Below are 19,689 nucleotides of genomic sequence, written 5' to 3'. Positions count from 1 at the left end.
TCCCGATTGATGAAAGGTAGATTGCGTTCCGGCTTAATTCGAGTAATTTTATAGAGATTATATATTGCGAAAGCGGAAGCAATTGCCCTTGATGGCGGCGCGCGAAGAAAGTGGTTTCAGGCTCCCCAATGTCCTCCTCGGTTCTGAACGTAGAGCAGCTCTCCGTCACCTATGACGGGCGCAAGGGATCGCATCCCGCCGTCAATGGCGTGTCGCTGCGCATCGCAGAAGGCGAAGCGCTCGGACTGGTGGGCGAATCGGGATCGGGCAAAAGCTCGGTGGCGCTCGCCATCTTGCGCTACTTGCCAAGGAATGCCCGGATCGCGGCCTCGGCGCTTGAATTCCGCGACCGGGAAATCCGCGATCTGTCCGCCGAACAGCTGCGCAAGTTGCGGGGCGATCGTATCGCGGCCGTCTACCAGCACCCGGGCGCCGCGCTCAACCCAAGCATGACGATCGGCCGGCAGATCACCGAAACGATCCTGCGGCACCGCCCGGTTCGCCTTGACGAGGCGCGCGGGCGCGCCGCCGAACTGCTGAGGCGCGTCAGGGTAAGCAATCCGGACCGGGTGCTCGAGCTTTATCCGCACGAGCTTTCCGGCGGCATGCAGCAGCGCGCCAACATCGCCATCGCGATTGCGCTCGATCCGTCGCTGCTGGTGATGGATGAGCCGACAACGGCGCTGGACGCCAGCGTCCAGTCTGAGATCATTGCCATCCTGCGGGATCTTCGCCGGGACCACAAAACCAGCATTCTTTTGATCAGCCACGACATCAACATGATCCGCCGCACCTGTGACCGAGTGGCCGTGATGCAGTCCGGCACGGTGGTCGAAAGCGGCGCAGCGAACGAGGTGTTCGAGAACCCCGGTCATGCCTACACAAAGGCGCTTATCGCATCCATCCCGGCGTTGAACTACACGAAACGGGACGGAAGGCTGGCGGAGATTTCGGCGAACGCACCTGGCACGGCGCCGCGCCGGTCAGCTCAAGCTGCTCTGGGGGCGGAGCGTCCGATCGCGGTCGCCTGCAAAGGCATTAGCCATTCCTTCGGCGCCCAGGCGGTGCTTCACAATATCGACCTGCGGCTAGGCCAGGGCGAAACATTCGGGTTGATCGGCGAGTCCGGCTCCGGCAAGTCGACATTGGCAAGGATCGTCACCGGCCTGCAGCCCCCCAGTGCCGGATCCGTCGAGCTGTTCGGCAGACAAGTGGCGTCGCGCGTCGAGAACAGAAATTCCAGTGAACGCCGCGACGTGCAGATGGTCTTCCAGTCGCCTGATCGCACGCTCAACCCACGCCAGCGGATCGGCAGGATTCTCAGCCGCCCGTTGCGGCGGCTTGCCGGCCTGCGCCGCAGCGAAGTGAAACAGCGCATCGCCGACCTGCTCCAATCGGTCCGCCTCGCCGGCACCACGGCGGAACAGAAATCGCGATCGCTGTCCGGCGGCCAGCGGCAACGGGCGGCTATCGCGCGCGCCTTCGCCGGCGTGCCGAAAGTCGTCGTGCTGGATGAACCGACTTCGGCCCTCGACGTTTCCGTGCAGGCGACCGTTCTCAACCTTCTCAACGACCTGCAGCGCGACAAGGACACGACCTATCTGTTCATCAGCCACGACCTCAAGGTCGTGCGTTACATGGCCGACCGGATCGGCGTTCTGTATCGCGGCCGGCTGGTTGAGACCGGCTCCTCCGACCAGATCTTCCAGGGACCCAATCACCCCTATACGAAACTGCTTCTGGCGGCGTCCTGCGACGACACCGCGCCGAAGGTCTCCGTCCAGGCCGGGATTGTCACGGATGATGTTGCGAACCGCGGATGTTCCTTCGCTGACCGCTGTCCGTTGGCCCTTGCCGATTGCAGGGAGGCGGAGCCGCCCAGCCGTGAGGCCGGAGCAGGACATCTGATCGCATGCTGGCGACATGATGGGGAACTACTTTGACCCCGACAGACCGTTCGGTCCCGGAAGGCAGCGCGGCATTCACTCCGCCGCCTGAAGGCGGCGCGCATCGAGGATGGTCCTGATCTCGGCGCGGCAGGAGCCGCAATTGGTGCCCGCACCCAGAGCGGCGCCGATCGCCTCGACGCTGGCGCAGCCGCTGCGCACCGCATCCGCGATCTGATTGGCGCCAATTCCCAAGCACGAGCAGACGATGGCGCCGCGGTTGACGCCGTTGCCGCTCGGCCGCCCGGCGACGATCGCCATTCGCGCGCGCCGTTCGGCATGGTCCGCACCCAACTGCTCCACCGCCCAGCTGCGCGACACCGCGACTGGCCCAGGTGCAAGATAGAGCGCGCCGACCAGCCGGCTGCCTGTGAAGCGTGCGAAGCGATAGTGCCCACCGGCGACGTCATGATAAGCGAGCGTTTCGCCTTGCGCGTCGTCGCCGAAGAGCGAAGCGGCGAACATCGTCCAGTCCCGGCCGGCCTGCAGCGCAAGCTCTAGCCGCCAGCCGGCGGCGCAGCGGGCGAGGCTCCAATAGTCTGCGTCGATCGAAGCCGGCCGTTCGGCAAGCACCGCAAAGCCGAAGGCAGCGGCAGCGAAGCGTTCCATGCGGGCGGCAACGTTTTTTGAGGCCGGCTGACCTGAAATGACATCGGTGATCGGCGCCACCAGCGCATCGATGCGCGCCCGTGCGGCAAACTGATCCGTCCAGTGCATCGGCACGAAGACGGAGCCCGGTCGCTGCCGTAATGTCACTAGCGCGCGCAGCAGCGCCTCGCCATGAACGGTCGAGACGCGCACGATGTCGGCGTCGCCGATGCCGAAGTGCTGTGCATCCGAGGGGTGTATCTCGACGAAGGGCTCGGCCATGTGCTGAGACAGGCGCGGGCTTTTTCCCGTCCGCGTCATGGTGTGCCAGTGATCGCGCACGCGACCGGTATTGAGGACGAGCGGGAAGTCCGGGCTGGTGCGGGTTTCGACGGTTGGGCGGACGGCGATGAAGCGCGCCTTGCGGTCGGGTGTGTAGAAATTGCCGTTGGTGAAGAAGCGAACAGGCTGGCGCCCGATCGTGCCGACTCCCTCTGGCCTGCCGGCCATCTCCCCCTCAGGGGGGGAGATTCGCGGTGCCCGCGAACCGCTCATTCCTGCAACGTCCGAAATTGGCGAAGGCGGAGGCGATAGCTGATCTCCCCCCTTGAGGGGGAGATGGCCGGCAGGCCAGAGGGGGTCGTCTGCGACGGCCTCGGCCTCGTTGGGGCGGGTGGGAAAGGCCGAGACTTCATCACCGGCCCCACCCCGGCTCGCTTGTTTCGCTTCGCTCAACGCGCTCCCCGACCCTCCCCTCAAGGGGGAGGGTAAGGCCGGCGCCGGCCATTGGAATGGAGCCAGCGCATCGTACCCCTCCGCATCGACCCCAGCATAGGCGCCGATGTCAAAATCGCGGGCGCCGTCGTTCTCGAATCCCGACAGAACGGCGTGCTCGGCAAAAATCTCCGCAGGCGTGGCATGCGTAAATGCCTCGCCAAAGCCCATCCGCCGAGCCACTTCCGCGACAATCCACCAGTCTGGCCTTGCCTCGCCCGGTGTGGCAAGGAAAGCACGCTGGCGCGAGACGCGGCGCTCGGAATTGGTGACGGTGCCGTCCTTTTCGCCCCAGGCGGCGGCGGGCAGCCGGACATGGGCGTGGCGCACCGTGTCGGTCTCGGCCAACACGTCCGACACCACGACGAAGGGACAGGCCTTGATCGCCGCCTCGACGGCATCGGCGTCCGGCATCGAATCGACCGGGTTGGTGGCCATGATCCACAGCGCCTTGATGCGCCCGTCTGCCACCGCCCTGAACATGTCGACCGCTTTCAGGCCGGACTTTTCGGCAATCGTTGGCGCATGCCAGAAGCGCTGCACCCTCTCGCGATGCTCGGGGTTTTCGATCTCCATATGGGCGGCCAGCATATTGGCCATGCCTCCAACCTCGCGGCCGCCCATGGCGTTGGGCTGGCCGGTCACCGAAAACGGCCCGGCGCCCGGTTTGCCGACACGGCCAGTGGCGAGATGGCAGTTGATGATGGCGTTGACCTTGTCGGTGCCGGAAGACGACTGGTTGACGCCCTGGCTGTAGACGGTCACCGTCTTCGCGGTTGCCGCAAACAGGCTGTAGAAGCGGTCAAGCTCATCCTCGCTCAGGCCGGTGGCGGCGGCGATGCCGGCCAGGTCGAGCTTCGAGGCGGCGAAAAGGGCTTGCCCGAAGCCGGTCGTATGCGCCGTGATATAGGCGCGGTCCAGGGCATTGTGCTGGCCGAGATAAGCGAGCAGCCCAGTGAACAGTGCGACGTCGCCGTCCGGTGCAATCGCCAGATGCAGATCGGCGATATCAGATGTCATGGTGCGGCGCGGATCGACCAGCACGATCTTCATCTCGGGCCGTTTTTCCCGGGCAGCGGCGATGCGCTGGTAGAGCACGGGATGGCACCAGGCGAGATTGGAACCAACCAGCACAATCAGGTCGGCAAGCTCCAGATCCTCATAGGTGCCCGGGACAGTGTCAGAGCCGAAAGCGCGGCGATGGCCGGCGACCGACGAGGCCATGCACAGGCGCGAATTGGTGTCGATGTTGGCCGAGCCGACAAAACCCTTCATCAGCTTGTTGGCGACATAATAGTCCTCGGTCAGCAACTGGCCGGAGACGTAAAAGGCGACTGCGTCGGGGCCGTGCTCGGCGATGGTTTGCGAAAAGGTCGAGGCAACGCGGTCGAGCGCCTCGTCCCAACCGGTGCGGCGGCCGTGGATTTCCGGGTGGAGCAGCCTGCCGTCAAGGTCGATGGTCTCGGCAAGCGCTGAACCCTTGGAACAGAGCCGGCCGAAATTCGCGGGATGATCGGGGTCGCCGCGGACGGTGACCTCACCGTCCGCGGCGACCTTCGCCAGCACGCCGCAACCCACCCCGCAATAGGGGCAGGTGGTCCTCACCTCGCGCGCTTCGTCAATTTCCATGTTCAGGCCGCGCGGCTGGCCAGCGCTTCGAGCGCCAGGAATAGACGCTCGCCGTCGACCTTCACGGGAATGGTGCGCACCACGCCTTCGTCGGCGCCGAGCGCCTTGCCGGTTTCCAGCGAGATGACCCAATTGTGCAAGGGGCAGGTCACCGCCGCGCCATGAACGATACCCTGGCTGAGCGGCCCGCCTCTGTGCGGGCAATGATCGTCAATGGCATAGACCTGGTCGTCCGCCGTGCGGAAGATGGCGATTTTTCCCTCAGGGGTGTCTACGCAGCGCGCGCCACGGCGGGGGATGTCGGTGATGGAGCCGATAGCGATCCAGTTCATCTTGGTCACTCCGCAGCTTCTGCAAAACCGACTGAAGCCATCGGCCGGAATTCGTGCTTGTCCTTGCCGGAAACGCGCTCCGACCACGGGTCGACCTGGGCGAATTTCTGGCTGAAGACGAAGCGCTCGTAATAGGCCTTGCGTTTGTCGGCATCGTCCATGATCTGACGCTTGATTTCGGGGATGCCGATGCGCTTGGCCCATTTGTAGATGCGTTCTAGATAGCGGCCCTGCTCGCGGTACATCTGCGTCAGCGCCACGATATGCTCCAGTGCCTCATCCTCGGTCTTCACCAGGCCGAGTACTTCGGTGCCCTTGATGTCGAGGCCGGCGGCGCCAGCGAAGTGGATCTCGTAGCCAGAGTCGACGCAAATGACCCCGACATCCTTGCAGGTCGCCTCGGCGCAATTCCGGGGACAGCCCGACACCGCCATCTTGACCTTGGCCGGGGTCCATGAGCCCCACATGAATTTCTCGATGCGGATGCCCAGGCCGGTCGAGTCCTGCGTGCCGAAGCGGCACCAGTCCGAACCGACGCAGGTCTTCACCGTGCGCAGGCCCTTGGCGTAGGCATGGCCAGAGACGAAGCCGGCCTGGCCGAGATCGGCCCACACCGCCGGCAGGTCCTCCTTGCGGATGCCGAGCATATCGATGCGCTGGCCGCCGGTAACCTTGACCATCGGAATCTCGAACTTGTCGACCACGTCGGCAATGGCGCGCAGTTCGGCGGCATTGGTGACGCCGCCCCACATGCGCGGCACCACCGAATAGGTGCCGTCCTTCTGGATGTTGGCGTGGACGCGCTCGTTGACGAAGCGCGACTGATAGTCGTCGGCATAGTCGTCCGGCCAGTCGCAGACGAGATAGTAGTTGAGCGCCGGCCGGCATTTGGCGCAGCCGCAGGACGTGATCCACTCCAGCTCCTGCATGACAGCGGGAATGGTCTTCAGGCCCTTGGCCTTGATCAGTCGGCGCACCTCGTCATGGCCGAGCGTGGTGCAGCCGCACATCGGCTGGACGGTGGCCGGATTGTATTTGTCGCCGATGGTCAGCACCATCAGCTTCTCGACCAGCCCGGTGCAGGAGCCGCAAGAGGCGGACGCCTTGGTGTGCGCCCTGACATCGTCGAGCGAGGTCAGGCCCTTCGCCGTGATCGCGCCCGTGATCTTTCCCTTGCAAACGCCGTTGCAGCCGCAGATTTCCGCATCATCCGGCAAGGCTGCAACGGCCGCCATAGGGTCCAGCGGGGCACCCCCCTGGTATGACTGGCCGAAGATAAGCGTGTCGCGCATCTCCGATATGTCGGTCTGCTTCTTCTTCAGATCGTTGAACCAGGCGCCATCGCCCGTCTCGCCATAGAGCACGGTGCCGATGATGCGGTCATCCCTAAGCACCAGGCGTTTGTAGACGCCGGCGGCGGCATCGCGCAGCACGATCTCCTGGCGGTCCTCGCCCTCGGCGAAATCGCCAAGCGAGAACAGTTCGATGCCGGTGACCTTGAGCTTGGTCGGCGTGTCCGAATGGACGAAGGCGGCTGCCTCGTCGCCGGCAAGTTGGCTGGCGGCGACGCGCGCCATCTCATAGAGCGGCGCGACGAGGCCGTAGACCATGCCGTTGACCTCGGCGCATTCGCCCAGCGCGAAGATATCGGGGTCGTTGCTGCGCATGCCAGCGTCGACGACGATGCCGCGATTGACGGCAATGCCCGCCTCCTTCGCCAGCGCGGCGTTCGGCCGGATGCCGACCGCCATCACGACCAGCGTTGCCGGGATGATGGTGCCGTCGGCAAGTTCAATCTGCTCGACCTTGCCGTTGCCCGTGATCGCCTGGGTGTTGGCCTTGGTGATGACCTTGATGCCGCGTTCCTCCACCGCGCGTTGCAGGAGATAGCCGGCAGCCGGATCGAGCTGGCGCTCCATCAGCGTCGGCATGACGTGCAGCACGGTGACGTCCATTCCTTGTGCGTTGAGGCCGGCCGCGGCCTCGAGCCCGAGCAGGCCGCCGCCGATGACGACCGCCTTGGCCCGAGACTGGGCGGCAAGCATCATGGCCCGGACGTCGTCCAGATCGCGATAGGTCAACACGCCGGGCAGATTGTTGCCCGGCACCGGGATGATGAACGGCACCGAGCCGGTGGCGATGACCAGCTTGTCGTAGGGCTCGCTCACGCCATGATCGGAGGTGACGGTCTTTGCCTGCCGGTCGATGACGACGATCTTGTGGCCCTTGTAGAGGGTGATCTCATGCTTGATGTACCAGCCATCGCCATGGATGATGATCTCCTCATAGTCCTTTTCGCCTGACAGGACCGGCGACAGCATGATGCGGTCGTAATTCACCCTGGGCTCGGCGTTGAAGATGGTGACCTGGTAGCGGCCGGGCGCCTTTTCCAGCAGATGCTCCAGCATGCGCCCGGGGGCCATGCCGTTGCCGATGATGACGAGTTTTTCGGTCATGGTCCGCTCCCGGTCTCACTCAGCCGCGTAGGAAAGGGATGGAGCCTCAGTGGCCGCCGTGCGCTCCATGCGCCTGATGCTGAAATGCATCCAGGCAAAGCAGGCGGCGACGATGACGAAGAGCAGCATGAAGCAGCTCGACCACACGCCCGTAAGGTCGTTGAGCGCGCCGAAGGCGATCGGTAGGACAAAGCCGCCGAGCCCGCCGATCATGCCGACAAGGCCGCCGACCGCGCCGACATTGCCCGGATAATAGGCCGGAATGTGCTTGTAGACGGCTGCCTTGCCGAGGCTCATGAAGAAGCCGAGCACGCTGGCGACGGCGATGAAGGCAACCGGCCCGATGGAGAAGTGGAAGGCGATCGGCCCGCTGATGCCGTGCACGACATAGTCCGTGGGCGGCAGCGACAGGATCAGCGTGGCGACGGCCGAGACCGCGAAGGTCCAGTAGAGCACGGTGCGGGCGCCGATCCGGTCGGAAAGCACACCGCCATAGGCGCGGAAGACACTTGCCGGGATCGAATAGGCCGCGCCGATCATGCCGGCGGTCGCGATGCCGAAGCCGTAGACACCGATGAGGTAACGCGGCAACCACAGCGACAGCGCGACGAACGCCCCGAAGGCGAAGAAGTAATAGAAGGCGAAGCGCCAAACCTGCAGGTTCTTGAGCGGCGCGAATTCCTGCCAAAAACTTCTCGCCGGCGCCACCTTGCCGGCGCGGCGCTCACGGATGACCGGATCGTCGCCGGTGGTGAACCAGAAGACGGCGGCCATGACGACCAGGGCGGCGGCCCAGATCAGCGCTACCGACTGCCAGCCCCAGGAGAGCAGCACGAACGGCGCCAGGAACTTGGTGACCGCGGCCCCGACATTGCCGACACCGAAGATACCGAGAGCCGTTCCCTGTTTGCCGGCGGGGAAGAAGCGCGAGACATAGGCGACACCGACGGCGAAGGAGCCGCCGGCGAGCCCGACGCCGAGCGCTGCGATCAGCATCTGCTCATAGGTGTGGGCATAAGCGAGCAGGAAGGTCGCGACCGCCGCCGCAAGCATGGTGGCGGTGTAGACCAGCCGCCCGCCGTAGCGGTCGGTCCAGATACCGAGCACCATGCGCACGAGCGAGCCGGTCAGGATCGGCGTGCCGACGAGCAGGCCGAATTCCGTCTCGTTCAGCCCGAGCTCCTGCTTTATGCGGATGCCGATGATTGAAAAGATCGTCCACACCGCGAAGCAAACGGTGAAGGCGATGGTGGACATCACGAGCGCCTGCCGGGGAGCATCGTCCTGGCTGGGCGCGGCTGGGAGATTTGCGGTCAATGTCTGGCTCCGGTTTGCGGCGTGGGAGGCGCCGCGGATGTTTGTGGGTGAATGATCAGCGGCGCGGCATCGGTGCGTGCAACGAGACCGGGCTCGCCACGGTCAGGTCCTTGCTTTCCGTCTTGGCCCCGACGGGAAACAGCAGGAACGCGGCGGTGAACAGCGCCGCCGTCAGCGCGCTGCTGGCCAGAAAATCGCGGCGTGTGAAGTCCGCGAGGGACGCGCCAGTTCCGATCCGTTTCGTCATCGCCGTCTCCGGTTGGGCGCCGCTTGGGACCAGCGCCGTCGATCGCGTAAAACAAAAAAGCCACCGGCCAGGTCTTCGCGCGTCCGTCCATCCGGGATCGCGTATTGACCTGAGCGGCAGCTTTGCCTGTGGCGCCCGCCATTGGACGCCGTGTCACTTGGCCCTTGCGGACCTACATTCTGAAAAGCAGGAAGCGTGCCAATTCGACAGCGCTCTAGATTATCGAATGAAATCAATGTGAACCGCAGCCGTGCGATTTTTGACCAAGCCCGGCAGCGGATCAAAGATTAGTCAGAATGCCTTGCACAGCAGCATAATATTTGTGCAATGCGGCAGACTGCCCATTGCCGATGCAGATTGCCAACTGTCGATGATGACGCGTTTTGCGGTCTTGGCCTTACTCCGCGGCTTCGACGAAGCGGTGGCGTTCGTAGAGGAACTTCAACACCGCCTCGCGGCACCGCAGGAAGGTGCGGTCGGAAGAGAGTTCGACGCGGCGGCGCGGCCGGGCGAGCGGCACGGCAAGCACCTCGCCGATGGTCGCCGCCGGGCCGTTGGTCATCATGACGATACGGTCGGAGAGCAGCACCGCCTCGTCGACATCATGGGTGATCATGATCGTCGTCGAGCCGAGCCGTGAGTGGATGTCCATGACCGCGTCCTGCAGATGGGCGCGGGTCAGCGCGTCGAGAGCGCCGAAAGGCTCGTCGAGCAGCAGGATCTTCGGCTCCATGGCCAGCGCGCGCGCAATGCCGACGCGCTGCTTCATGCCGCCCGAAATCTCGGCGGGCCGCTTGTCCCTGGCATGCGCCATCTGCACGAGGTCGAGGTTGCGCATGATCCAGTCGTGCCGCTCGGCCTTGGTCTTGGTCGAACCGAGCACTTTCGACACCGCCAGATTGATGTTGTCGTAGACGGTGAGCCACGGCAGCAGGCTATGGTTCTGGAACACCACGGCGCGTTCGGGACCGGGGCTGTCGACCTCCTTGTCCTCGAGCAGCACGGCGCCAGCGGAAACCTTGGTCAGCCCGGCGATCAGGTTGAGCAAGGTCGACTTGCCGCAGCCGGAATGGCCGATGATCGAGACGAATTCACCCTTTTCGATGGTGAGCCTGATATCCCTGAGCACCTCGCTGACCTGGCCGCCGCGAGCGAAGGATTTGTCGATATGGTCGAGTTTCAGATAGGCCGTCATCGTCCTCTCCTCACTTTGCCGTGGTGCCGCGGGTGACGATGGCGCCGACCGCCGCGACCAGGCGGTCCAGGCAGAAGCCGGTGACGCCGATATAGGCGAGCGCGACGATGATGTCGGGCAGCCTGGACGAGTTCCAGGCGTCCCAGATGAAGAAGCCGATGCCGACGCCGCCGGTCAGCATCTCGGCGGCGACGATGGCAAGCCAGGACAGGCCGATGCCGATCCTGAGGCCGGTGAAGATGTAGGGCGCCGCGGCCGGCACCATGATCTTCAGGAAGAACTCGAACTGGTTGAGCCGCAGGATACGGGAGACGTTGCGGTAGTCTTCGGGGATGTTGCGAACGCCGACGGCGGTGTTGATGATCACCGGCCAGATCGAGGTGATGAAGATGACGAAGATCGCCGACGGGCTGGAGTCGCGGAACGCCGCCAGCGACAGCGGCAGCCAGGCCAGCGGCGGCACGGTGCGCAGGATCTGGAATACCGGATCGAGGCCACGCATCGCCCATACCGACTGGCCGACCAGCGCGCCAAGCGCGACGCCGACGATGGCCGCCAGGCCAAAGCCGATGGCGACGCGCTGCAGCGAGATCAGCACCCGCCACGCCAGCCCGATATCCTGCGGGCCATTGTCGAAGAACGGGTGGGCAATCAGATCGTAGGCCTCGTTCCACACCTGGCTCGGCGGTGGCAGGCTGGCGGTGGGCGACGAACAGGCGATCTGCCAGACGACGAGCATGAGGGCGATGACGATCGCAGGCGGTACCAGTGCGCTCGCCAGCTTTCCGGCGATCACGACCGGGTCGAAGCGGCGTCTCGCCTTGGCGGTGAAGGCAATGACCTCAGCTGGTTTGTCCGGCGAAGGGAACGCTTTCACTTTGGTGTCCTCGATGGTTTGGATGGACATATCTTCGCAAAACTCCGTGGGTCGGTTCTGAGCGACAACGGCGCGAGTGCCGTTGCGCGGGGGCGACGTTTGCGCGGGGAGCGACAAACGGCGCAATGCGCCGTTTGCGCTTAAGCCGATGCCTTGATCTTCAGGCTGTCGAGATAGGCCGACGGGTTCGCCGGATCGAAGGTCTTGCCGTCGAAGAAGGTCTCGACGCCGCGCGACGAGGACGCAGGAATGTCGCTTGCCGCGATGCCGAGGTCTTTTGCCGCCTCGCGCCACAGGTCCTCGCGGTTGACCTGATCGACCAGCGCCTTGATGTCGGTGGTCGGCGCGAACTTGCCCCAGCGGATGTTCTCGGCCAGAAACCAGCTGTCGTGGCTCTTATAGGGATAGGAGACGCCGCCCTTCCAGAACTTCATATAGAGGTCGGTGCCTGTGGCGACGCGGCCATTGCCGTAATTGATGTCGCCCTTGAGGCGGCCGATGATATCGGCGACAGGCACGTTCATCCATTGCCGCTTGCCGATGATGGCGGCCATCTCGTCCTTGTTTTCCATGGCCTCGCACCATTGCTGGGCTTCCATGACCGCCATCAGGATCGCCTTGGTGGCGTTCGGGTATTTCTCGATGAATTCGGCGCGCAGGCCGAGCGCCTTTTCCGGATGGCCCTTCCACAATTCGCCTGTGGTGGCTGCGGTGAAGCCGACGCCCTGGTGGACGAGCTGCTCGTTCCACGGCTCGCCGACGCAGAACACATCCATGTTGCCAACCTTCATGTTGGCGACCATCTGCGGCGGCGGCACGACGATGGTGGAGACATCCTTGTCCGGGTCGATACCGCCGGCGGCCAGCCAGTAGCGCAGCCACAAATCATGGGTGCCACCCGGGAAGGTCATGGCGGCCTTCACCTCCTTGCCTTCGGCCTTCTTGGCCGCGAACGCGTCTTTCAGCTTGGACGCGTCGAGGCCGACGCCGGTGCCGGCATATTCCTGCGCGACCGAAATGGCCTGGCAGTCGTAGTTCAGCCGCGCCACCAGCGCCATCGGCAGCGGCTGGTTGTTCTGCGTCACCTTGCCGGTATGCATCAGGTACGGCATCGGCGTCAGGATGTGGGCGCCGTCGATGCCATTGGCTTCGCCGCCGAGCATCAGATTGTCGCGCGTCGCGCCCCAGGAGGCCTGCTTGAGCACCTCGACATCGGGCATGCCGAATTTTTCGAACAGCCCCTTCTCCTTGGCGATCATCAGCGGAGCGGCATCGGTCAGCGCAATGAAGCCGAGCTTGGCGCCGGTCACTTCCGGGGCGGCAGTAGCCGCATAGGCGCCAGAGGGCAGCAGCGCACGCGCGGCCGCCAGGGTTGCCGCTGTGGCAGCACTTGCCATCAGAAAATTGCGGCGGGTCATGCCCTCGAGAGGGGCTTCAATCTTGATGCGTTTCGTCATCGTCGTCTCCCGTTGGGCACTGCTTGGGATCAGCGCCGTCGATTGCGTGTTCGGTCAAAACAAAAAAGCCGCCGGCCAGGCCGCGCGTCCGTCCATCCGGGATCGCGTTTTGACCTGAGCGGCAGCTTTGCCTGTAGCGCCCGCCATTGGACGCCTGTTCCGTGACTCCGAGAAGAGTCTGCCTATTGCAAAGCAGGAACCGTGCCAGTTTCGGAATGGATGGCAAACATCAATGAGATCAACGGCATGCCACAATCGTCGGCGCGCTGGCCCGCTGGGCGAGCAAGCCAAAGATTGTTCATTAGCGCAGTTGCACGCATAATTTTTGTGCAATGCACAAGAATGGCGCGAAAATGATCAGGCCTGCAGAACTGGGTTCTCGACACTGTGATCTTGACAGTTTGAGCACCTGTTGGTGGCCAAGATTTCATCGTTCGTTTGGCTGGCTCATCGCGAACGTTCGAGATTGCCCGAAGCCCACCCAACTTCGTCATCCCAGGCGCGAAGCAAGGAGCGAAGCTCCGTCGCGAAGACCCTGGGATCCAGGCCGTGACCTGGGCCGAAGAGCGCGGCGGAACAGAATTCCGCACCGTCGCAACACTTCGAAGTCGCAGCATGGATCCTGGGGTCTGCGCCGCGTCGCTTCGTTCCTTGCTTCGCCCCAGGAGGTTCAAGGTCGCTGAAGCGCCATCCCAACGGCTAACGAGTCCAGCCGGTCAGTTTAAGACAATTTCGTAGTGAAGAACCTGGGCGTCGCCGAGGGACGATCTACGTCCAGGCGAGATGACGCCGGAGCCGAAGAGGAGAATGTCTTCGCGGCGCACAAATACTTCATGGTCGGGTCCCATCGACACAAATGTGCCCGACGAGCTTCGCTCGACAAGCCGGGCCTTGCCATTCGAAATGGTGAAGGTCGCGTGGTGCCTTGAGACCCAGGGCCGCTGGACGACGATATTGCATTCCGGAGATCGGCCGATGGTCACGAATTCGTTGTGTCGGCAGAATCGCAACTGATCTTCATAGCGGATGACCAGATTGATCTGCGGCGGCGGGGCGGAGCGCCTATCGATAATGGTGCCCCGGCTGGCGATGCGCGTACTGAGGGCCCCATCGTCGCTCCTCAGAGTATAGACATCGAAGAGTTCTTGCTTCCCCTTGAAGGCCATTTTGTCGAGCAGCCGCAAGCCACTGCGGCTCCCCGCGGAAAGGGCTTCGAAGAAGCTCTGGCTGATCAGGACCTCCCCGGGGTTGGCCGTGGTGGACAACCTTGCGGTGACATTGACAACGTCGCCGAATACCGCGCCCCGCGCGCGAATGACCGCCCCGAAATGCAATCCGATACGGGCGCTCAACGGCCCTTCCGTCAGTTGGCAGCTGATCTGGCAGACGGCCCTCAGCGCCGCCTCCGAGCTCTCGAACAGACTGAGTACGTCATCGCCTTTCGAGTAAATGAAGTCACCACCGTGCCGAGCGACGATCTCACGCATCGCGTCCAGGCAATCCGAGACCTGCTGCAGAGCCGCATCGTCGCCGATGCGCTCGTAGAGGGGCGTGCTGCCCACGACATCAGCTAAGAGGACTGCGGCTAGAAGTCTTTCCTGATCCATCGATCTCGTATCCGCACCGAGAACTCAGTGTATATAACACACCAAAGTTGCCTTTAACTTATCTAATTGCGCGCCTGGGCGATCCGCCACCCCGGCACGTCGGAACTACTGCGCCAAGGAACCACCTGGTTTCTGCCCGGCGACATAGTCTTCGATCCGGTCTGGATCGAAGATCTGGCCGTCGAAGAAACCATCGGGACCAAGCACCAGGCTTGCGCCTGCCGAACCGACAGGGGTCGCGGCCTTCAGCGCGCCCTCGACCTTGGCGTTGGCGCCAGGCAGCGCGACGCCGAGCGGCTTCAGGGCCGCGCGGTAGAGGTCCGGCCTATAGCAGTCGCGGGCGATGGCGAGGTTTTCAGGCGTGTGCGCCAGTTGCCCCCAGCGCACCATCTGGGTGTAGAACCACAGCGCATGGCTCTTCCAGGGAAAGTTCGCGGCCTTGTCGAAGGGCACGAAGAAATCCTCGACCGTCCGCGCCGCGCCGCCGCCAAGCTGCAGATAGCCGGTCAGGACCGGCATTTGGATTTTCGCGGGCTGCCCGAGAAAGCGGGCCTCGGCCATCAACGCTGCCAGCTCGTCGCGGTTGGCCGAATCCTGGCACCAGCGGGCGGAGTGATGCAGCGCCCTGAGCAGCGCCGCCAGCGCCTCCGGATTTTCCTCGGCCCAAGTCTTGCGCGCGCCGATCACCTTTTCCGGGCTGTTGCGCCAGAGCAGCGCCTTGACGGTGGCGATATGGCCGGTGCCGGCAGCGACCGCGGCGCTGTTCCAGGGTTCGCCGACGCAATAGCCGTCGATGCGGCCGGCGGCTAAAGCATCGGCCATGAAAGGCGGCGGCACGATGACGATCTCGATCTGCCGCTCCGGATCGATGCCGCAGGCGGCGAGCCAGTAGCGCAGTTCGTAATTGTGCCCCGAATGCGGATGCACCACGGCGAAGCGCAAAGGCTCGCGGCCGGCGGCTGCCCGCTCGCGGATCAACGCGCCGAGGGCAGTCCCGGCGGGCGCCGGATCGAGGTCAGGCGCAGCGCCATGCGCTGCCATGCCGTCCCAGACGGCGTTGGAGACGGTGACGCAATTGCCGCCGAGGCCGAGCGAGAACGGCACGATGGTCTGCGAGGCAAGCGGCGTCAGACCCAGACTGCAGGCGAGCGGCATCGGCCCCAGCATGTGGGCGACATCGAAATGGCCGATGGCGATGCGGTCGCGGATGTTGGCCCAGGAGGTCTCGCGGTGCAGTGTGAGATCAACGCCCTCGCGCGCGGCAAAGCCCATCTCGCCGGCAGCGACCAGCACGGCGCTGTCGAAGAGTGGCATGAAGCCGGCGGTGATCTGGTGCGTCATGCTCATTCGTCCTCCGACGGCCCAAGCAGCCCGGCGGCGGTCACCAAGCTTTGGGCGATGTCGCTGATCTTGCGGTTCTGGTTCATCGCCGTCTTACGCAGCAGGGTGTAGGCGGCCTCTTCGCTCAAGCCGCGCGACTTCATCAATATGCCCTTGGCGCGGTCGATGACCTTGCGGTTCTCCAGCTCGCTGCGCGCCTCCTCCAGCTCGCGCGCCATGCGCGAGAAGGCGTTGAAACGGCTGACCGCCATGTCGAGGATCGGCTTGACGCGCTCTTGCCGCAGCCCATCGACGACATAGGCCGACACGCCGGCATCGACCGCCGCCTCGATCGAGGCCCGGTCGGAGCGGTCGACGAACATGGCGATCGGCCGCTTCACCGCGCGCGACAGCTGGAACATGTTCTCCAGCATGTCGCGATTAGGGTTTTCGAGATCGATGACGATGACGTCAGGCTCAATCTCGGCGATGCGCCGCGCAATGCCGGTCACGTCGTGGATGACAGTGACGCGCTCATGGCCGGCCTCGCGCAGCCCGGCCTCGATGATCGAGGCGCGGATGCGGTTTTCGTCGATCACCAGAACGGCGAGTGAGGTTCGGACCATGCCTGCATTTTGCCCAGACGAGGGGATTGTGCAATGCGGTATGATGACTGACGGCCGCACGTCGCTCGGAAATCAGAGCCTTTCTGCCCACGACCATGCCAAGGACAACACTGATTGGGCCGCGCCGGTGCACTCGCGCATTGCCAGTTCCGGATCGTCAACGGCCCGCCGCAGCGCTATGCGGCCGACATGCGCCGCGAGCTGCCGGGTTTCTCGGTCTTCGTGCCCGGCAATACGCTGGCGACGGGATACCCCCAGGGTGCCCATGGCAGTTATTCCAACGTCGCTTGCCTCAACCCCAGAGGTGCCGTGGTGTGGTGGTATATGATCCGCAGCGACACGGCAGCCGCTGCCGAGTTCGAGCCGCTCGGCCGCGGTCCGGTCTGCCGAGTTCAGTCAATCGATCTCAGTCTATCGAGAAGCTGGCGCGCAGAGACAAGATCCTGGCTTCCAAAACCCTCTGTGAACCGCTGGCAGATGTCGTCAAGCATCGAGCGAGCCCGGTTGCTCCGCCCGTGCTCGCCCCACATGCGCGCCAGGGGGATCGCAGCTTTCAGTTCCCAACTCTGGGCGGACTGCTTCCTGGCATGCTCAATCGAGCGGAGCAGCGACTCTTCGGCTGCCAGCAGATCTGGCCGCATTTGTGCCAGCAGGATCTCGCCTCTGGCTCTCAGTAAGTCGGGCAGCCACAACAATGCCCCGCTGACCTGCTCCGCGCGCCTCACGGCCTCGTTGATCGTGGCGAGAGCTTCGTCCAACCTTCCGGAGCGGGCTAGTCCTTCAGCCAATGCGCGCCACGTCGCCAAAGTTGTCACCTGGTACCGATTGGCGCCCATTATCTTCAGCGCCTCCTGCAAGATTTCGACGCCCGATGTCGGATCACCGCTTGCGACGATTAGTTCGCCTTTCAGCGCCAGGCCGACTGCCCGATGGGGGTCGAGGGAATATCTGGTGGCGTATGTGATTGCGCGTTCAGTGTACTCTGCCGCTCCTTTGAGGTCGCCGCTCCAATGGATAACCGGGATAGAATCGAGAAGAACAGAGCAATACAAGACGGGGTGACTGAAGCCCTCCACCCTATTGATCCCCTCACGTGCGACTTTATAGCCCTGATCCAGGAAACCGCGCAGCCATAGAGATCGGGCAAGATATGCGAGCCCTCGAACGTTGTAGTCGTAACCAAAGAAGTTCAGTTGCGCGGGAGTGACATCCGACGCGAGCTTGAGGCCGAGCTCGCAATGGAGCAGTGCAGCCGCTTGATCGCCAGTCAGGTGGTATGATGCACCCAGCATCCATTCGGCCAAGACCTTTTGCGCCGCACCGCCCGAGCTCTCGGCAACAGCGGCGCTTCGTTTGGCGACCGCCAGGGCGCCGCTGAAATCGCCTCGACGCGTGAGAAAAACATTGAGCCCGACAAGTAGGTAATGTTGATGCCGCCTATCCTGCAGAGCCTCGGAAAGCTCTATGCCGTGCTCGATCGCAGCCCTGACCTCTTCGCTGTTGTCCCACAGGTACATGGACGACAGCGCCAAAGCCTTCTGGAGCTCCAGTTCTCGTGGCGTCCCGCGGTCAGTCTCGTGCAGCGCATCGAGGGCTCGCCGACACCATTCCTGACACTCGGCGAGTAGCGAAAAGACAGCCAGAAACAGCGGGGCCGCGTGGGCAGCGAGCTCAACGCCGATGGAAAGGTCACCCGAGCGAGAAAAACTCCATGCCAGCGCTTGGCGGATGTTACCCATGTGCGGAGCATAAGCAGCTGCGTTGCGGCCATGAGAAACCAATTCTGGAGTTTGCTGCGCCTTGAGAAAATCGGTGAAATAGCGTGCGTGGCGCCTTGCGACTATTTCGGCCTCGCCGCTTTCAGCGAGTCGTGCGGCGGCATAGGCGCGCGTCGTATCCAGAAGCCGGAAATAGGCCGATCCATTTTCAGCAGAGATCCGCACGAGGGATTTGTCCGCGAGGCTTACGATAGCGTTGGTGACTGTCTGTGTCGTGCCGTCGGCTTCTCCTGCAACCGAATGCGCTGCCTCCAGCGCGAACTGGCCAACAAACACGGATAGTCTGCAAAGGACTTTCTGCTCGTATGCTGACAACAGGCGGAAGCTCCAGTCGAGCATGGCTTGAAGTGTTTGATGCCGAGGCAAAGCGCTGCGTCGGCCTTGCAGCAGAAGCTTGGCGCCGTCGTCGAGGAGATCTGCGGTTCCCTGGATTCCATAGGTGCCGACGCGGCTGGCCGCGAGTTCGATAGCCAGCGCAAGCCCGTCGAGTCGACGGCAGAGGCTCGCAACGATCAGGGCTTCGGAGTCGCCGAGGTTGGCTCGGTAGCCACTGGCTGCCGCCCTTTCCATGAAGAGCTGTACCGCCGGCGAAGCAAGCGCCTCGGCCGCAGAAGACGCATCGTCGGACGGACAATCAAGAGGCATGAGCAAATGCACGTTCTCGCCTTCAACGCGCAACGCCTCACGGCTTGTCGTCAACAGATGCACCGATGGCGCTCGGCGAAAGAGCCGCTCGGTCAACGGCGCGACGGCCTCGATCACGTGCTCGCAACTGTCCAGAACAATCAGGATTTCCTTGTCAGCCAGAAAGGCCAGGATTGACGGCTCTGGATCTGGCCCCTGAACAAAGCAGCCGAGTGCCGACGCGACGGCGCCCGAAACGACTGTTGGGTCGGTAAGCGAACCAAGATCGACAAAGCAGACCGAATTGTCGCCGAACTCCTGACCTAGCGCGTGGGCGACCGCCACGGCTACCGTCGTCTTACCTATGCCGCCTGGACCGACCACGCTGACAAAGCGCCGCGACAAGAGCATTGAGGACAATTTGGTGACGGTCTCACTCCGGCCGAACAGCAGTTGCCTGGGCGCCGGGAGACCCTGAGGCCCCGGAGGACTGACGGGGGTGGCGAGCAGGAGGTCGCCCTCTGCAATCGAGCGGTGAATTGGTGCAACGAAGGTGTAGCCCCTGCCAGGAACATTGACGATGTATCGGGATCCGTCTGTGCCGTCTCCCAAGGCCTTGCGCAGGGCGGCGATGTGCACGCGAAGATTGGCGTTCTCGACGAAGACGTCCGGCCAAACGAGATCGATCAACTCTTGTCCGCTCAAGACCTCCCCAGGCCGACGGGTCAACGCAATCAGAATGTCGAGAGCTCGGCCACCGATGGCGATCGCCACACCATCCTTGACGAGCGATCGCTCTACGACAGTCAAGCGGAATGGGCCGAAGAACAAGATTTCCCCATGGCCGGCTTCGCCCTCACTTGCCATGATTACCGCCCCAACCATCCGCAATCCATGCCAGAAGGTCGCGATCCCT

Annotated in this window: 14 protein-coding genes; 2 read left to right on the top strand and 12 right to left on the bottom strand. The window is 63.6% G+C overall.

Annotated elements, in window-relative coordinates; translation table 11 throughout:
- Positions 1–128: 128 nt before the first annotated feature.
- The gene (locus OHD62_RS03910) at positions 129–1,943 is read left to right on the top strand and encodes an ABC transporter ATP-binding protein (RefSeq protein ID WP_263781081.1); all 1,815 of its coding nucleotides are present in this window, start codon (positions 129–131) and stop codon (positions 1,941–1,943) included.
- A 39-nt stretch (positions 1,944–1,982) separates the two neighbouring features.
- On the opposite strand, the gene OHD62_RS03905 is transcribed toward OHD62_RS03910, so the two are convergent.
- The 8 genes from OHD62_RS03905 to OHD62_RS03870 all read right to left on the bottom strand — a co-directional run bounded on the left by OHD62_RS03905 (position 1,983) and on the right by OHD62_RS03870 (position 12,818).
- On the bottom strand, positions 1,983–4,937 hold the full coding sequence (locus tag OHD62_RS03905) for a nitrate reductase (protein ID WP_263781080.1): 2,955 nt from the start codon (positions 4,935–4,937) through the stop codon (positions 1,983–1,985).
- 2 nt (positions 4,938–4,939) lie between these two features.
- On the bottom strand, positions 4,940–5,269 hold the full coding sequence (nirD, locus tag OHD62_RS03900) for a nitrite reductase small subunit NirD (protein WP_263781079.1): 330 nt from the start codon (positions 5,267–5,269) through the stop codon (positions 4,940–4,942).
- Between the two features lie 5 nt (positions 5,270–5,274).
- Positions 5,275–7,725 carry a nitrite reductase large subunit NirB gene (gene nirB, locus OHD62_RS03895; protein ID WP_263781077.1) on the bottom strand — a complete coding sequence of 817 codons (2,451 nt, stop codon included), beginning with the start codon at positions 7,723–7,725 and terminating at the stop codon, positions 5,275–5,277.
- Positions 7,726–7,740: 15 nt separating this feature from the next.
- The gene (locus OHD62_RS03890; protein WP_263782290.1) at positions 7,741–8,982 is read right to left on the bottom strand and encodes an MFS transporter; all 1,242 of its coding nucleotides are present in this window, start codon (positions 8,980–8,982) and stop codon (positions 7,741–7,743) included.
- 115 nt (positions 8,983–9,097) lie between these two features.
- Positions 9,098–9,289: a hypothetical protein gene (locus OHD62_RS03885; RefSeq protein ID WP_263781075.1), complete on the bottom strand. Its 192-nt coding sequence runs from the start codon at positions 9,287–9,289 to the stop codon at positions 9,098–9,100.
- Positions 9,290–9,686: 397 nt separating this feature from the next.
- Entirely contained in the window at positions 9,687–10,484 is a 798-nt protein-coding gene (locus tag OHD62_RS03880; protein WP_263781073.1) for an ABC transporter ATP-binding protein, read from the bottom strand.
- A gap of 10 nt (positions 10,485–10,494) precedes the next feature.
- Positions 10,495–11,391 carry a nitrate ABC transporter permease gene (gene ntrB / locus OHD62_RS03875; protein WP_263781072.1) on the bottom strand — a complete coding sequence of 299 codons (897 nt, stop codon included), beginning with the start codon at positions 11,389–11,391 and terminating at the stop codon, positions 10,495–10,497.
- Between the two features lie 110 nt (positions 11,392–11,501).
- Complete coding sequence (locus OHD62_RS03870) at positions 11,502–12,818, bottom strand: CmpA/NrtA family ABC transporter substrate-binding protein (RefSeq protein WP_263781071.1); 1,317 nt, start codon at positions 12,816–12,818, stop codon at positions 11,502–11,504.
- Here OHD62_RS03870 and OHD62_RS03865 point away from each other — a divergent pair.
- Positions 12,805–12,936, top strand: coding sequence for a hypothetical protein (locus tag OHD62_RS03865; RefSeq protein ID WP_263781070.1), 132 nt, complete (start codon positions 12,805–12,807; stop codon positions 12,934–12,936). The genes OHD62_RS03870 and OHD62_RS03865 overlap by 14 nt on opposite strands.
- Before the next feature lie 598 nt (positions 12,937–13,534).
- Here the strand turns inward: OHD62_RS03865 and OHD62_RS03860 are convergent.
- The 4 genes from OHD62_RS03860 to OHD62_RS03845 all read right to left on the bottom strand — a co-directional run bounded on the left by OHD62_RS03860 (position 13,535) and on the right by OHD62_RS03845 (position 19,640).
- Entirely contained in the window at positions 13,535–14,425 is an 891-nt protein-coding gene (locus OHD62_RS03860; RefSeq protein ID WP_263781069.1) for an adenylate/guanylate cyclase domain-containing protein, read from the bottom strand.
- A 105-nt stretch (positions 14,426–14,530) separates the two neighbouring features.
- The gene (locus tag OHD62_RS03855; protein WP_263781068.1) at positions 14,531–15,772 is read right to left on the bottom strand and encodes a CmpA/NrtA family ABC transporter substrate-binding protein; all 1,242 of its coding nucleotides are present in this window, start codon (positions 15,770–15,772) and stop codon (positions 14,531–14,533) included.
- Positions 15,769–16,371, bottom strand: a complete 603-nt coding sequence (locus tag OHD62_RS03850; protein ID WP_263781067.1) for an ANTAR domain-containing response regulator — start codon at positions 16,369–16,371, stop codon at positions 15,769–15,771. Before OHD62_RS03850 ends, OHD62_RS03855 begins: the two co-directional genes overlap by 4 nt.
- A gap of 392 nt (positions 16,372–16,763) precedes the next feature.
- The gene (locus OHD62_RS03845) at positions 16,764–19,640 is read right to left on the bottom strand and encodes an ATP-binding protein (protein WP_263781066.1); all 2,877 of its coding nucleotides are present in this window, start codon (positions 19,638–19,640) and stop codon (positions 16,764–16,766) included.
- Positions 19,641–19,689: the final 49 nt, after the last annotated feature.

It is taken from the genome of Mesorhizobium sp. YC-39, assembly GCF_025753795.1.
Lineage (GTDB): Bacteria > Pseudomonadota > Alphaproteobacteria > Rhizobiales > Rhizobiaceae > Mesorhizobium.
The sequence above is the reverse complement of the archived record's forward strand: the minus strand, read 5'-3'. Positions and strand labels throughout refer to the sequence as shown.